Below are 14,378 nucleotides of genomic sequence, written 5' to 3' on the forward strand. Positions count from 1 at the left end.
CCCGGGGAGAGGGACCTCTAACGGGCCTCGTTCAGGTCGAGCAGGTCGACCCGGATGTACTTGCCGTCGCCCAGGGCGTTCACCACGGTGCGGAGCGCCTTGGCCGTACGGCCGCCACGGCCGATGACCTTGCCGAGGTCCTCGGGGTGGACCCGGACCTCAAGCACACGACCGCTGCGGATGCGGCGCGCGTGAACCTGGACCTCGTCGGGATGTTCGACGATGCCCTTCACCAGGTGCTCGAGGGCCTCCTCAAGCACCTCAGGCCTCGCCTTCCGGCTTCTCCTCCGCGGCCGTTTCCTGGGCCTCGGCGGCAGGCTCGTCGGCCTTCGCCTTCTTGGCGGACTTCCTCGGCGTGGTGGCGTTGTCCAGGGACAGCGCCTCCTTGGCCGCGGCCTCGTAGAGGGCGTGGCGGTCGGCCTTGGGCTCGGCCACCTTGAGCGGAGCCGGAGCGGCCTCGCCCTTGAACTTCTGCCAGTCGCCGGTGAGCTTGAGGAGCTTCAGCACGGGCTCGGTCGGCTGCGCGCCGACACCCAGCCAGTAGGCCGCACGCTCAGCGTTGACCTCGATGCGCGAAGGGTTCTCCTTCGGGTGGTACAGACCGATCTCCTCGATCGCCCGGCCGTCACGCTTGGTGCGGCTGTCGGCGACGACGATGCGGTACTGCGGGTTGCGGATCATGCCGAGCCGCTTGAGCTTGATCTTGACTGCCACGGGTGTGGTCTCTCCTGCATTAGAGCGTGGGTGAGCGGCGTCTCATCGAGTGGGGTACGAGGAGAGGACCGTTCAGGGGACAGGCGCGGCACGCGGGGGTGAGAGGGCACCCACGTGACCACGATGTTCCAACATGTCATTCTGCCAGACGCACAGAGGTGCCCGACCAACGACGCCCCATCCCGCACGGCACGCGGACGGCAAATCTCGGTAATCCGCGTGTGCGCGGTGGGCGTGCGGCCCGCTTCGCGGCGCCGGGCGGCCACCACGAAGCCCCCGCCATGGGCGAGGCGGCCGTCCTCGGACCCGTTTCAGCCGGAAGAAGCGCCGTCCTCCCCCGCCCGAGGCCGGGAGAGGACGTTCACCGGGGGCGCACCCCCAGCAGTTCGAGGGCCGTCATGATGATGAATCCGACCATGATGGCCACCCAGATCCATCTGGCCCGCCGATGGAACCGGTCGTCTCCGGTCACTTCTGGCCGGGAAGCTTGAACTTCGAGGGGTCGAAGCCCGGCGGGAGCTCAAGGCCGGGAGGAAGCTGACCGGCTCCGAGCCTGCCGAGGGCGCCGCCCGCGCCGGGGGCGTCGGGGGCCGCGGCGGAGGCGTTCTTGCCGAGCGCGGCCTTGCGCGGGTCGCCGCTGACCCTGCGACCCTTGGCGGCCTTCTTCTGCGCGCCCTTGTTCTTGCGCCCGCCCGGCATGCCGGGGATGCCCAGGCCGCCCGCCATGCGCTTCATCATCTTCTGCGCGTCGAAGAACCGGACGACCAGGTTGTTGACCTCGGTCACGCTGACGCCGGAGCCCTTGGCGATGCGGGCGCGGCGGGAGCCGTCGATCATCTTGGGGTTCTGGCGCTCGCCCGGGGTCATCGAGCGGATGATGGCGGCGACGCGGTCCAGGTCACGGTCGTCGACCTGGTTGATCTGGTCACGCATCTGCCCCATGCCGGGCATCATGCCGAGCAGGTTCTTGATGGGGCCCATCTTGCGGACCATCATCATCTGCTCAAGGAAGTCTTCGAGCGTGAAGCCCTCGCCGGAGGTGAGCTTGCCCGCCATCTTGGCGGCTTCCTGCTCGTCGAAGGTCTTCTGCGCCTGCTCGATCAGGGTGAGGATGTCACCCATGTCGAGGATGCGGGAGGCCATCCGGTCCGGGTGGAAGGCGTCGAAGTCCTCAAGCTTCTCACCCGTCGAGGCGAACATGATCGGCTTGCCGGTGATGTGACGCACCGAGAGGGCGGCACCGCCCCGGGCGTCGCCGTCGAGCTTGGTGAGCACGACGCCGTCGAAGCCGACGCCCTCCATGAAGGCCTGGGCGGTGGAGACCGCGTCCTGACCGATCATGGCGTCGACGACGAACAGGACCTCGTCCGGGGAGACCGCGTCGCGGATGTCGGCGGCCTGCTTCATCAGCTCCTGGTCGATGCCCAGGCGGCCCGCGGTGTCGATGATGACGATGTCGTGCTGCTGGCGCCTGGCGTGCTCGACCGACTGGCGGGCCACGGCGATCGGGTCGCCGACGCCGTTGCCGGGCTCGGGGGCGTAGACCGCCACGCCCGCACGCTCGGCGACGACCGAGAGCTGCTGGACCGCGTTGGGGCGCTGCAGGTCGGCGGCGACCAGCAGCGGCGTGTGGTTCTGCTCACGCAGCCAGCGGGCGAGCTTGCCGGCCAGGGTGGTCTTACCGGCGCCCTGGAGACCCGCGAGCATGATGACGGTCGGCGGGTTCTTCGCGTAGCGAAGCCGCCGGGTCTCGCCACCCAGGATCTCGACCAGCTCGTCGTTGACGATCTTGACGACCTGCTGCGCCGGGTTCAGCGCCTGGGACACCTCGGCGCCCCTGGCCCGTTCCTTGACCTGGGCCACGAACGTCCTGACCACCGGCAGCGCGACGTCGGCCTCAAGCAGCGCGATGCGGATCTCGCGGCAGGTCGCGTCGATGTCGGCCTCGGACAGGCGCCCCTTGGAACGAAGGGAGGAGAAGACCGATGTCAGCCGGTCGGAAAGCGTCTCGAACACGTGATTGGCCAGCCTCTGCGCTCTCGGGTCTGCGACTCGACATCCCAGCCTATCCGCTGGAGAGGGCGGAACACGCCCTCGCGAGACGGTGGTATGCCCGCGACGTACCGGTCGCGCGGGCGGCGACGGTACGTCCGTGCCCCCTGCCCGGTCCCGCGGGAGACCGCGCCCGCTCTCGCGGAACCGGGCAGGGGGCACGGACGCCGGGACGTCCGGGGCCGTGACGGCCGTGGGCACACAGTGGGCACACAGTGGGCACACGATGGACACGCGGTGGGCGCGCGACAAGCACATGGTGGGCGCACGGTGGGCGCACAGTGACGCACAGTGGACATGACGAGACGCCGGGACCGCCGGTCGCGGTTCGGGTCCCGGGCGCCCCGGCCGGGCGGGACTGTCTCAGCGGCCCCAGCCGGGGACGGCCATCCGCATGGTGAGGGCGTGCTCGACCAGTGTGATGAGCGTGGCCTTCACCGCGTCCCTGGAGCGCGCGTCGGTGCGCGAGATCGGGATGTGCGGCGCCAGCGTGAGCGCCTCGCGCACCTCCTCCTCGCCGTGCAGGTAGGTCCCGTCCCAGCCGTTGACCGCGACGACGAAGGGGAGCTTGGCCTCCTCGAAGTAGTCGATCGCCGGGAAGCTGTCGGCCAGCCGCCGGGTGTCGACGAGCACGATTGCGCCGATGGCGCCGCGCACGAGGTCGTCCCACATGAACCAGAACCGGTGCTGGCCCGGCGTGCCGAACAGGTACAGGATCAGGTCCCGGTCCAGGGAGACGCGCCCGAAGTCCATCGCGACCGTGGTCGTCGTCTTGTTCGGGGTGAGGCCGAGGTCGTCGATGCCGGCGCTGGCGTCGGTCATCACCGCCTCCGTGGTCAGCGGCAGGATCTCGGAGACCGCTCCCACGAACGTGGTCTTGCCCACACCGAAGCCACCGGCGACGACGATCTTCGTCGATGTCAGGCCGCCGCCGCGGCTAGAGCCTGCGAAGTCCACTGAGCACCCTTTCCAGCAGGTTGAGATCCGGCTTGCCCGCGTCCAGTTGCGGCTGGTGCAGCTGGACCAGTCCCTCAGCCGCCATGTCCGCGACCAGGATCCGGGTGACGCCGAGCGGGATGCGGAGCATCGCGGAGATCTCGGCGACCGAGCGCACTTGCCGGCACAGGGCGCTGATGGCCTGGTACTCCGGCGTGCGGTTGGACAGATCGTGGTGCGCGGACGTCGCCGAGGAGACCAGGGCCTCCATGGCGAGCTGGGTCCGGGGGGCGGTTCGCCCTCCGGTGACGGCGTACGGCCTGACCAGGGAGCTCTGCTCCACGGGTGCCGGTTGCATGAGATGTGAAGGACCACCCTGTTGCCGGTGGGGGTCGTCCATGGACTGGTAGGGAGGCCCGCCTAGCGGGTCTCCCTCACCGGGCCAGCCGCGGCCTGCCACGGCATCCTCCTATGGTCGTCGCCATCACCGGGGGTGTGAGGCCTGGAGTTCGGCGCGGACCGCCGGTGTCAACACCTGGCCCGCTCGTTCGACAAGCAGGGTCATCTGGTAGGCCACGAGACCCATGTCGCAGTCGGCCGCGGCCAGTACGGCCAGGCAGGAGCCGTCGCTGATCGACATGATGAGCAGCAGTCCTCGCTGCATCTCGACCACGGTCTGGGTGACCGCTCCGCCCTCGAAGACCCTGGAGGCGCCTTGGGTCAGGCTGATCAGCCCGGCGGCGACCGCCGCGAGCTGGTCGGCCCTGTCCCTGGGGAATCCATCGGAATACGCCAACGGCAGGCCGTCGGCCGACACAACGACCGTGTGGGCAACGCCTGGGACGTTGTTCACGAAGTCGGTGATCAGCCAGTTGACCCCCCGGGCGGCCTGGCTCATTTCGCGCACGTGTCATCCTCCTTGGCGACCGGGGCGAGCTCGCTCACCGGTCTTCCTCGTTTCCTTCAACGTCACGGCTGAAGTCGGGATAGGGCTGTCCCTCACCGACTTCGCCCCTGGCGACCGCGCGGCCCTGCCGTACTCCTTGCTGGAAGCTCGCCAGGCGGTTGCGTACCGCTTCAGGGGAGACGGAAGGCCTGAACGCGGGGGTCTGGGGGGCCGCGGCCGAGCCGGGCGCGGCCGTACCGGGAACCAGGTTCGCCTTGGGCACCCGCTTGGGCAGCCCGGCTCCGGTCATCCCGCCGAGGGTCGGCTCACTGGCCGCCCGCGCCGCCTGCCAGCCCGCGTCGGCGGGCGAGGACCAGACGTCGGAGGGCGGGGCCACGGGGGGCGGGACGACGGCCCCGGGCTCCTCCACCTTCTCCGGCTTCTCGGGAGTGGGCTCGACCTTCTTGAACCAGTCGGACTCGACGGCGGCGAAGATCGGCAGGAACTCCTCCTTCGCCTCCTCCATGAGCGAGGGCTCGGGAACGACGGGCAGCGGGCCCGTGTTGTCCGAGGGCTCGAACACGCTGCTGTCGAAGAGACGTCCGTTCTGGCCGGGCGGGCCGGGCCAGGAGCCGTCGTTCTCCTTGGCGGGGGTGCTGCTCCAGATGCCCGAGTCGCCGCGCGCGGGCGCGTCCGGCCACACGCTCGTGTCCGGCTGGGAGGCGATCGGCCAGCCTCCTGGCCCGCCGGGCTCACCCGGGCGCGGGGAGCCGGACCAGCCGGTCGCGTCCGAGGAGAGGTTCGACCAGCTCGGGCCGCCTCCCTGCTGCGGCACCTGGCCGGACCACACGCTGTCGAAGGGCGACTGGCTGAAGTGGTCGATCCCGGCGGGGCTGTTCGGCGCCTCGAAGGAGGCGAGCTGCTGCCGTACGTCGAACTGGTCGAAGGGGCTCTGGGTGACGTCGAAGGAGGTGAAGGCCGACTGGGTGGGGTCGAGGGTCGGGCTGGCCAGCAGCGGCGGGCGGTCCATCACCGCCCGCTCCTGCGGGCCCATGGCCGCCGACCAGTCGCCGCCGCCGTTGGTGACCGGCGCCTGACGGGAGTCGGCGTCGGAGAGCAGGTTCTCCGGGATCAGCACCATGGCGGTCAGGCCACCGCTGTCCTGCTGCCTGAGCTGGACGCGGATGCCGTGGCGCAGGGCCAGGCGGCCGACCACGAACAGGCCCATTCTGCGGGAGACCGAGACGTCGACCACGGGCGGGTTGGCCAGACGCCAGTTCGCCTGGGTGAGCTCGTCGGCGGTCATGCCGATGCCGACGTCGGCGACCGAGACCATCACGCCACCGCCGTCGATCCGGTTGCTGGACACGACGACCTTCGTCTCCTTGGGAGAGAAGGAGATCGCGTTCTCCACCAGCTCGGCGATGAGGTGCACGACGTCGTTGACGGAGGTGCCGACGACGGAGACGCCCGCCGACAGGTGCAGGGCCACCCGCTCGTAGTTCTCGACCTCGGACAGCGAGGCGCGCACGACGTCGATGAGCGGGATCGGCTGGCTCCACCTGCGGGCGGGTTCCTGGCCCGCGAGGACCAGCAGGTTCTCGCTGTTGCGGCGCATGCGGGTGGCGAGGTGGTCGAGGCGGAACAGGTTGCCGAGACGGTGCTCGTCCTGTTCGCCCTGCTCCAGGCTCTCGATCAGGGACAGCTGGCGTTCGACCAGGGTCTGGCTGCGGCGGGAGAGGTTGACGAACATCGCGTTGACGTTGCTGCGCAGCGTGGCCTCCTGGCCCGCGAGCCGTACGGCCTCGCGGTGGACCTCGTCGAAGGCGCGCGCGACCTCACCTATCTCGTCGTCGGAGTTGACGCCGATGGGCTGGACCTTGACCGAGTCGGCGTCGCCGCTCTCGCGCAGCGACTGGACGGTCTCCGGCAGGCGCTGCTCGGCGACGGACAGGGCCTCGGTGCGGAGCCTGCGCAGCGGCCTGACCAGCGAGCGCGCCATGATCGTGGTGACGATGAGGACCAGCAGGAGCAGCAGGCCGCTGGCGCCTCCGGCGATCATCGCGCCCTGCTGCTCGGCCTCCTGGAGGGTGCGGCTCTGCGTGATGACCGAGTCGGCGACGGCCTTCTCGACCGTGCGCATCTTGTCGATGATGACGCTGGAGGCGTCGAACCACTGGGTCTGGTCGCCCGCGCCGGTGCCGGTCGCGCTGACGCCGACGAGGGGGGCGTTGGCGGTGGCCAGGACGAGGGACCTGAGGCGGATGAACTCGGCTCGGTCGACCTTCTGGCCGCTGACGGTGTCGTCGTAGAACTGGCGCTGGTCCAGCGAGGCCTCGCCCCTGAAGGCGGCCAGTTCGCTGTCGCGCTGGGCGCGGGCGACAATGAACTCGTCGAGGCCCTCGGTGCTGAACTGCCTGTTGGCGAGGGCGACGGCGAGTTCGGCCCGCTCTCTTGAGGCCTGTTCCTTGGCCCTGGCCAGGGCGGCGAAGGCCGCCGCGCTGCTGCTGAGGGACTGGTCGGCGTCGACCTGGACGATCTTCTCGTGGAGCGCGAGCAGGTCGCCGATCGTCTGGGAGTAGGTCTGGATGACGGGCTGGGCGGGCAGCGCGCTGCCGACGACGGTCTTGCGCACGTTGGCGAGCTCGTCGAGGCGGGTGCTCATCTGTGCGATGTCCTCCCGCTCCCGGGAGGCGAAGTCACCGGCCGCGGCGGTGCGCAGCCGTTCGCGCACGACCGTGACGATCTTGTCGACGACGCCGTACTGGTCGTCGAGTTTGGCGCGGGCGCCACGGAGACGGCCCTGGGCCACGTATCTCGCGGCCAGGTCGCGTTCGAGCTGCAGGCCGTGCACCAGGCCGCTCAGGTCGGCCGAGAGCTCCGCGACCACCCTGACCTGCTCGTACTCGGCCGCGTTGTTGACCGAGGCGACCACGCGCAGCCCGCCGAGGACGATCGCCGCGGTCGTGGGGATGACGATGAGTGCGATCAGTCGCGACCGCACGCGCCAGTTCCTGAACGCGAACCTGCTGCCGTTCTCACGGGTGCTGTCACGCCGCCCGCGTTTGGTGGCCTTCACCGCCTGGGCGCCGTCCTCCTGCGCCTCCGTCTCGCCGAAGACCTGGGCAGCAACCAGCCCGGATTCGCGTTCACTGGGGATTGCCGTCCTCACTGGCCTCCGCTACCTCTCCTCGTTTGTCTGATTGGAGGGGAATCCTGTCATGCATCTGATCTTCACGTGACGCGGATGCATCCTTGGGGCGAGGGTTATTGGAGCATAGCCCGAACAGTTCGGCCAATAGCCCATAAGTCGCAACTTATGGGCAATCGGGACTAGATGCTTGCAACCGGGCAACCCCCACCGGGCCTCCCGAGCAGATTTATACGGGGATATCCGCCCCGGCGCCCACTCTTTCACAACATGTCATCGTCCCTTCGGCCGGAGAGTTTGGAACGCTCCGATTCGCCACCGGCCCATCCGAAAACCCGACATCAAAAGTCCATATTTGTCCGATTTACCCCTATTAGCCAATACTTGCGATTAAGCACACCCCCTCCGCTACGCTGCTGCACGGCCGGGAGCCCCCTCATCCTGCGCTTTCTTGGACCATCTCCATCGCATGACGGCTTCCGGCGGATCAGGCCCGAACGGCCAACCGCCCCCTAAGGAGACCCCATGCGCCTCGGACCCATCAGCCGGACGTCTCACGCGGAGCAGGTCGGGTGAGCGGTCGGGCCCTGTTGCGCAACAGGGTGTTCTGCGGCGCGCTCGGGGTCACGGCGCTGCTGCTCCTGGCCGAGACCGCGGGCAGGGCGGGCCTGATCGACCCGGACGTCCTGCCGCTGACCTCGACGATCCTGACCAGGACCGCCGAACTCGCCGTCGACGGGGAGTTCCTGACCAACGTGGCGGCCACCATGCTCGCCTGGACCCTCGGCCTGCTCCTCACCGTCGCCGTCACGGTCCCGCTCGGGCTGCTGCTCGGCAGCCTGCCGAGGCTGGAGGCCACGGCCCGGCCGCTGATCGAGTTCCTCCGCCCGATCCCCTCCGTCGCCCTCATCCCGCTGGCGATCCTGCTCTTCCCCGACCGGCTCGACCTCAAGATCGCCGTGATCTTCTACGCCTCGTGCTGGCCGATCCTGATCAACACGATGTACGGCCTGCGGGACGTCGACCCGGTGGCCAAGGAGACCCTGCGCAGCTTCGGCTTCGGGCCGCTGGCCGTACTGTGGCGAGTCTCACTGCCGAGCACCGCGCCGTTCATCGCCACCGGCGTACGGCTCGCGGGCGGCATCGCGCTCATCCTGGCCGTCAGCGCCGAGTTGCTCGCCGGCGGCTCGGACGGCATCGGCGCCTACGTCCTCAAGGCGGGCAGCAGCCCCGACGGCCTTGAGCTCATCATCGCCGCGACCGTCTGGGCGGGAATCCTCGGTGTGGTGACGAACAGCCTGTTCATCGGGGCCGAGCGGAGACTGTTCCGCTGGCACACCGCACGGGCGGGGGTGGCCTCGTGAACGTACGACGCGCCCTGGTCCGCCTGTGGCCGGTTCCCGTCGCGCTGGTGCTGTGGGAGGTGGGCACCCGGGCCGCGGACAACCCCTTCTTCCCTCCGCCGACCACGATCGCGGTCAGGATGCGGGAGCTGTGGCTCACCGGTCCCCCCGGTCGCCTGTGGCTGAGCGACGCCGCCCTGGACAACTTCCCGCCCAGCCTGGCCAGGCTCTTCGCCGGCTGGATCCTCGCCGGGGTCGTCGGCGTCGTGTTCGGCGTGCTGCTGGGCCGCTCGGTCGTCCTGGCGCGTTTCGTCGATCCGCTCGTCCACTTCGGACGGGCGGTCCCGCCGCCGATGCTCCTGCCGCTGCTGATCCCGCTGATGAGCATCGGCACCCCGATGCAGCTGACCACGATCGTGTTCGGCGTCGTCTGGCCGGTGCTGCTCAACACCGTCGAGGGCGCCCGTTACGTGGACCGCCAGCACGTGGAGACCGCCAGGGTCTTCGGATTCTCTCGCCGGCAACGGCTCTGGCGGGTCATCCTGCCCTCCGCGACCCCGAAGATCTTCGCGGGCCTGCGGCTCAGCCTCTCCCTCGCCCTGATCCTCATGGTCGTCTCCGAACTGGTGGGCAGTACCAACGGGATCGGCTTCCAGCTCCGTGACGCGGAGCGCGCCTTCGACCCACCCGGCCTGTGGGGCTCCCTCGTGGTGCTCGGCCTGCTCGGTTACGTGCTGAACCTGGCGTTCTTCACCGCCGAGCGACGGGTCCTGTCCTGGCACCGCGCCGCCAAGCAGACAACCTGAGGAACCTCCGTGCTTGAGATCTCCAATCTGACCCACACCTACGGAAACGGCCCCTCCGCCCACAACGCGCTCGGCGGTGTCGACCTGCACGTCGCCGAGGGGGAGCTGGTGTGCATCGTCGGACCCTCCGGGTCCGGCAAGTCGACCCTGCTGCGCTCCATCGCCGGGCTGCTGCGCCCGACGGGCGGCCGGATCACGCTCAACGGCACCCCCGTCGCGCAGATCCCGGACGACCTGGCCGTGGTCTTCCAGGACTACAGCCGCTCGTTGTTCCCCTGGATGTCGGTCGCCGACAACGTCTCGCTGCCGCTGCGCCGTAAGGGCCAGGGCAGGAAACAGCGGGCGCTCTCGGCAGCCGAGGCACTCGAACAGGTGGGCCTGGCCTCGGCCGGGAGCAAGTATCCCTGGGAGTTGTCCGGCGGCATGCAGCAGCGCGTCTCCATCGCCCGCGCCCTGGCCTACCGGCCGAAACTGCTGCTGATGGACGAGCCCTTCGGGTCCGTCGACGCCCAGACCCGTGAGGACCTGGAGGACCTGACCCTGCTGGTCCGCGGTCTGCACAACATGACCATCCTGCTCATCACCCACGACATCGACGAGAGCGTCTACGTCGGCGACCGCGTCGTGGTGCTCTCCAAGGCCCCGGCCAGGGTGGTGGGCGACCTCCGGGTCGACCTGCCAGGCCCCCGTGACCAGATCGGCACCAGGGAGCACCCCGACTTCGTACGGCTGCGCGGCGAGGTCGGCCGTCTGGTGCGCGGTGTGCGTCCCGCGCAGACGTCGTCGCTGTGAGAGGCCTGTGAGAGACGCCGCGAGAGCTCTCCCGTGTCCCGGGGCGACCACCCGGGACGCGGGAGACGGGGCCGGTGTTGAAGGGTCCTTCAGAAGCGCCGGGCGGGGCGGCGACCGTCCGGCCCGCCTCTGACATGGGGGCACGCGAACGTCGCCGCGCCCCTTGACCACCCCGTTTGAAGATCGGTGTAAAAGGTTTTCGAGACTCCGGTAAATCCGGATCAGATGCCTAGAGCGTTCCATTTTATATCGTACGGATACGAAAGAAAATGCCATACCAGCGTCAAGCCCCACACATTCCGGTGGCCCGAAACGGTCGCGACGCCCGATCTGGCGGCGTCAACTCCCTACATACGGATGGCCGGAAACCGGCAACCCCCCGTAACAGGAGCCTCAATTCCGTCAAGTAGGCACTTCACTAAACCGGTAAATCACCCCTTACAGCAACAAAACATGCTATATAGGGACATAAATTATGGACTGTCGCTAAACCCGACGTTAAGGGTTGCTGCTGGATTTGAGAGCATCTACGATCGCTCCTTGATCTCTTCTCCCCGATTCCGGGACGTCCAACTCATGCCGCATTCCCTCACCTCTTCGAGGAGCCACATATGAGGTTCCGTCCACTAACACGAGCATGCCTGGTCATCGTCGCTCTTTCCGTTCTCGCCACCGCCTGCAGCAGCGGGAAAAGCGCAACGAGCGCGGCGAACGGCCTGGAGAAGACCGACATCACCATCGGTATGCTGCCGCTCCCCGAGGTGGCACCGGTTCAGATCGCCATCAGCCGGGGCTTCTTCAAGGAAGAGGGCCTCAACGTCAAGTTCTCCCTCATCGAGGGTGGCGCGGCCGCACTCCCCACGCTGCTCAGCGGTGGGTTCGACGTGCTGCACAGCAACTACGTCTCCGCCTTCACCGCCTCCGCGCAGAACGTCGCGGACCTGAAGGTGATCGCGGAGGCGACCGTCGCGACGCCCGGCTCCTTCGTCCTGTTGACCGCGCCCAACTCGAACGTCACCAAGGTCGAGGACCTCAAGGGCAAGAAGGTCGGCGTCAACACGAAGAAGAACATCGCCACGCTGGCGACCAGCGTGACTCTGAAGGTACACGGCCTGGACGTCGTCCGCGACAAGATTGACTTCATCGAGGTGCCCTTCCCCAACATGTGGCAGGCCCTCAAGAGTGGTCAGGTGGATGCGGCCTTCCTGCCCGAGCCGTTCGTGAGCGCGGCCGCCGCCGACGGCGGTGTGAAGCTCGCCGACACGATGGCCGGCCCCACGGACAGCTTCCCGATCGCGGGCTACTTCGTCACCTCGGAGTTCGCGGGCAAGAGCCCCAAGACCGTCGCCGCCTTCCAGCGCGCCCTGCTGAAGGCGCAGACGGTCGCGGCGAACGACCGCAAGGCCGTCGCCGAGGCGATCCCCCAGTACACCAAGATCAACGCTCAGACCGCGCAGATCATGCAGCTGCCCGGCTTCCCCGTCACGACCAACGCCGTACGGCTGCAGCGGGTCTCCGACCTGATGCTTGAGTACGGCTACCTGCCCAAGCCGTTCGACGTCAACTCTCTCCTGCTCGGAGGACAGAAATGATCGAGGCATACCAGGCGGTCGGCCTGGTTCCCACCATGCGCGGCGTCCGCAACCGGGACGAGATCCAGATCAACCTGGAGCACATCGAACACCTGGTCAAGGCCGCCTCCTGGCTGTCCAGCCTCGACCTGCCCGTCCGCCTGATCGCGATTCCCGAGGGCGCCCTGCAGGGGTTCAACGACGAGGTCCTCGACCTCGACCACGAGGACTTCGCCAGGGAGGTCGCGATCGAGGTGCCCGGTCCTGAGACCGACCGGCTCGGCGCGCTGGCCCGCCAGTGGAACACCTACATCGTCGCCCAGGCCAAGGCCCTGCACCCCGAGTTCCCCGGACGCTTCTTCAACGTCGGCCTGGTGATCGACCCCGAGGGCGCGATCGTCATGACGCACTACAAGACGGTCCCGCTGCTGCCCGTCGAACACTCGGTGACCCCGCACGACGTCTGGGACCGCTGGGTCGAGCTGTACGGCAAGACGCTCGACGCGTTCTACCCCGTCGCGGACACCGCGATCGGCAGGATCGGCGTGCTCATGGCCAACGAGGCCTCCTACCCGGAGAACGCCCGCGGGCTCGCCATGAACGGCGCGGAGATCATCTACCGCGGGCCGTACCCGCACCCGCACGTCGGCAACGGGCTCTACGCGATCCAGAACCAGGCCAGGGCGCTGGACAACAACTGCTACCTGATCGCCTGCAACGTCGGGACCTACTATCTGACCCCCGACTCCGACGTCCCGATCGACACCTTCGGCGGCCACTCGATGGTCGTGGACTACAAGGGGCAGATCGTCGGGCGTCACGACTACGGCGGCGCCTCCTCCTGGGTCTCGGGCACGATCGACATCGAGGCCCTGCGCAGGTTCCGCGCCAACGCGCAGTGGGACAACTGGATCAAGGACCTCAAGACCGAGCAGTACCAGCTCATCTACGAGAAGCCGATCTACCCGAAGAACCTCTACCTCGACCGCAAGCCGTACAACCACACGGAGTTCCGCACCGAGGTGATCGACAGGCAGATCGAGCTGATGCACGAGCGCGGAGTCTGGGTTCGCCCGGAGAAGTAGGAAGAGAAAGACCGGTGTGACCGGGCCGGCTCGCCGGTGAGGCCGGCCCGGTGTGGGATCCGCCGTCGTGGCGGGTCCCACACCGGGAGAGAAAGATCAGACGCGAAGCGTCAGAACGTGTTCGACCAGGGTGATCAGGGTCGACTTGACCGCGTCCCGCGAACGGGCGTCGGTCCGTACGACGGGGATGTGCGGAGAGATCGTCAGAGCCTCCCGCACCTCCTCCTCACCGTGTAAGTGCGTACCGCCGAAGCCGTTGAGGGCGACGACGAACGGCAGCCCCGCCTCCTCGAAGTAGTCGATCGCCGGGAAGCTGTCGGCCAGCCGCCGGGTGTCGACCAGCACGATCGCGCCGATGGCGCCCTTGACGAGGTCGTCCCACATGAACCAGAACCGGTGCTGACCCGGCGTACCGAACAGGTACAGGATCAGGTCCCGGTCCAGCGAAACCCGGCCGAAGTCCATGGCCACCGTGGTGGTCCGCTTGGTCGGGATGTGCGAGAGGTCGTCGACCTCCGCGCTGGCCTCCGTCATAACCGCTTCCGTGGTCAGCGGCATGATCTCGGAGACCGCTCCGACGAAGGTCGTCTTGCCGACACCGAATCCTCCGGCGACAACGATCTTCGTTGACGTCATTCCGGCGTCAGAGCCTGCGAAGCCCACTGAGCACCCTTTCAAGCAAGTTGAGATCCGGCTTTCCGGCATCCAGCGACGGCTGGTGGATCTGCACCAGGCCCTCGGTCGCCATGTCCGCGATCAGCACCCGGGTCACGCCCAGTGGCATGCGCAGCAGGGCGGACAACTCCGCCACCGAGCGCACCTGCTGGGACAACGAGATGATCGCCTGGTACTCCGTGGAGAGCGTGGCGGTGTCCACGCTCATGAAGGTCGCCGAGGAGACCAGGGCCTCCAGAGCGAGCTGCATGCGGGGCGCCGTCCTGCCTCCGGTCACAGCGTACGGACGAATCAGACGATTACGTCCGCTCTTGGCCTGAGGCGTGCTTGGGGGTTCCTCACCCGGGCGCCAACCTGGTGCGTCCAT

At 68.3% G+C, this 14,378-nt stretch carries 14 protein-coding genes; 5 read left to right on the forward strand and 9 right to left on the reverse strand.

Annotated elements, in window-relative coordinates:
• Nucleotides 1-17: 17 nt before the first annotated feature.
• The 7 genes from ABT340_RS05845 to ABT340_RS05875 all read right to left on the reverse strand — a co-directional run bounded on the left by ABT340_RS05845 (nucleotide 18) and on the right by ABT340_RS05875 (nucleotide 7,760).
• The gene (locus ABT340_RS05845; RefSeq protein WP_184713302.1) at nucleotides 18-260 is read right to left on the reverse strand and encodes an RNA-binding protein; all 243 of its coding nucleotides are present in this window, start codon (nucleotides 258-260) and stop codon (nucleotides 18-20) included.
• Nucleotide 261: 1 nt separating this feature from the next.
• Nucleotides 262-714, reverse strand: a complete 453-nt coding sequence (gene rpsP, locus ABT340_RS05850; RefSeq protein ID WP_352009533.1) for a 30S ribosomal protein S16 — start codon at nucleotides 712-714, stop codon at nucleotides 262-264.
• Nucleotides 715-1,182: 468 nt separating this feature from the next.
• Complete coding sequence (ffh, locus tag ABT340_RS05855; protein WP_352009534.1) at nucleotides 1,183-2,730, reverse strand: signal recognition particle protein; 1,548 nt, start codon at nucleotides 2,728-2,730, stop codon at nucleotides 1,183-1,185.
• Nucleotides 2,731-3,129: 399 nt separating this feature from the next.
• Nucleotides 3,130-3,723 carry a GTP-binding protein gene (locus ABT340_RS05860; RefSeq protein WP_012888558.1) on the reverse strand — a complete coding sequence of 198 codons (594 nt, stop codon included), beginning with the start codon at nucleotides 3,721-3,723 and terminating at the stop codon, nucleotides 3,130-3,132.
• Nucleotides 3,704-4,162, reverse strand: coding sequence for a DUF742 domain-containing protein (locus ABT340_RS05865; RefSeq protein WP_449343625.1), 459 nt, complete (start codon nucleotides 4,160-4,162; stop codon nucleotides 3,704-3,706). The genes ABT340_RS05860 and ABT340_RS05865 overlap by 20 nt, the downstream gene beginning before the upstream one ends.
• A gap of 24 nt (nucleotides 4,163-4,186) precedes the next feature.
• A complete protein-coding gene (locus ABT340_RS05870) occupies nucleotides 4,187-4,600 on the reverse strand; it encodes a roadblock/LC7 domain-containing protein (protein ID WP_197048434.1) in 414 nt (137 codons plus the stop codon).
• A 43-nt stretch (nucleotides 4,601-4,643) separates the two neighbouring features.
• Nucleotides 4,644-7,760: a sensor histidine kinase gene (locus ABT340_RS05875; RefSeq protein WP_352009536.1), complete on the reverse strand. Its 3,117-nt coding sequence runs from the start codon at nucleotides 7,758-7,760 to the stop codon at nucleotides 4,644-4,646.
• 551 nt (nucleotides 7,761-8,311) lie between these two features.
• Between ABT340_RS05875 and ABT340_RS05880 the strand changes: the two genes are divergently transcribed.
• The 5 genes from ABT340_RS05880 (at nucleotide 8,312) to ABT340_RS05900 (ending at nucleotide 13,336) form a co-directional block, all read left to right on the forward strand.
• Nucleotides 8,312-9,103: an ABC transporter permease gene (locus ABT340_RS05880; protein ID WP_352009537.1), complete on the forward strand. Its 792-nt coding sequence runs from the start codon at nucleotides 8,312-8,314 to the stop codon at nucleotides 9,101-9,103.
• Nucleotides 9,100-9,888: an ABC transporter permease gene (locus ABT340_RS05885; protein WP_352009538.1), complete on the forward strand. Its 789-nt coding sequence runs from the start codon at nucleotides 9,100-9,102 to the stop codon at nucleotides 9,886-9,888. Before ABT340_RS05880 ends, ABT340_RS05885 begins: the two co-directional genes overlap by 4 nt.
• A gap of 9 nt (nucleotides 9,889-9,897) precedes the next feature.
• Nucleotides 9,898-10,680 (forward strand): ABC transporter ATP-binding protein, encoded by a 783-nt coding sequence (locus ABT340_RS05890; RefSeq protein WP_352009539.1) that lies wholly within the window; start codon nucleotides 9,898-9,900, stop codon nucleotides 10,678-10,680.
• A 611-nt stretch (nucleotides 10,681-11,291) separates the two neighbouring features.
• Nucleotides 11,292-12,272: an ABC transporter substrate-binding protein gene (locus ABT340_RS05895; RefSeq protein ID WP_352009540.1), complete on the forward strand. Its 981-nt coding sequence runs from the start codon at nucleotides 11,292-11,294 to the stop codon at nucleotides 12,270-12,272.
• Entirely contained in the window at nucleotides 12,269-13,336 is a 1,068-nt protein-coding gene (locus tag ABT340_RS05900) for a nitrilase-related carbon-nitrogen hydrolase (protein WP_352009541.1), read from the forward strand. Before ABT340_RS05895 ends, ABT340_RS05900 begins: the two co-directional genes overlap by 4 nt.
• Nucleotides 13,337-13,432: 96 nt before the next feature.
• Here ABT340_RS05900 and ABT340_RS05905 read toward each other — a convergent pair whose 3' ends face one another.
• Nucleotides 13,433-13,972, reverse strand: coding sequence for a GTP-binding protein (locus tag ABT340_RS05905; protein WP_184713291.1), 540 nt, complete (start codon nucleotides 13,970-13,972; stop codon nucleotides 13,433-13,435).
• A 7-nt stretch (nucleotides 13,973-13,979) separates the two neighbouring features.
• A complete protein-coding gene (locus tag ABT340_RS05910; RefSeq protein WP_352009542.1) occupies nucleotides 13,980-14,378 on the reverse strand; it encodes a DUF742 domain-containing protein in 399 nt (132 codons plus the stop codon).

Origin of the sequence: Streptosporangium sp. NPDC000239, from assembly GCF_040300765.1 — a bacterium.
Taxonomy (GTDB): domain Bacteria; phylum Actinomycetota; class Actinomycetes; order Streptosporangiales; family Streptosporangiaceae; genus Streptosporangium.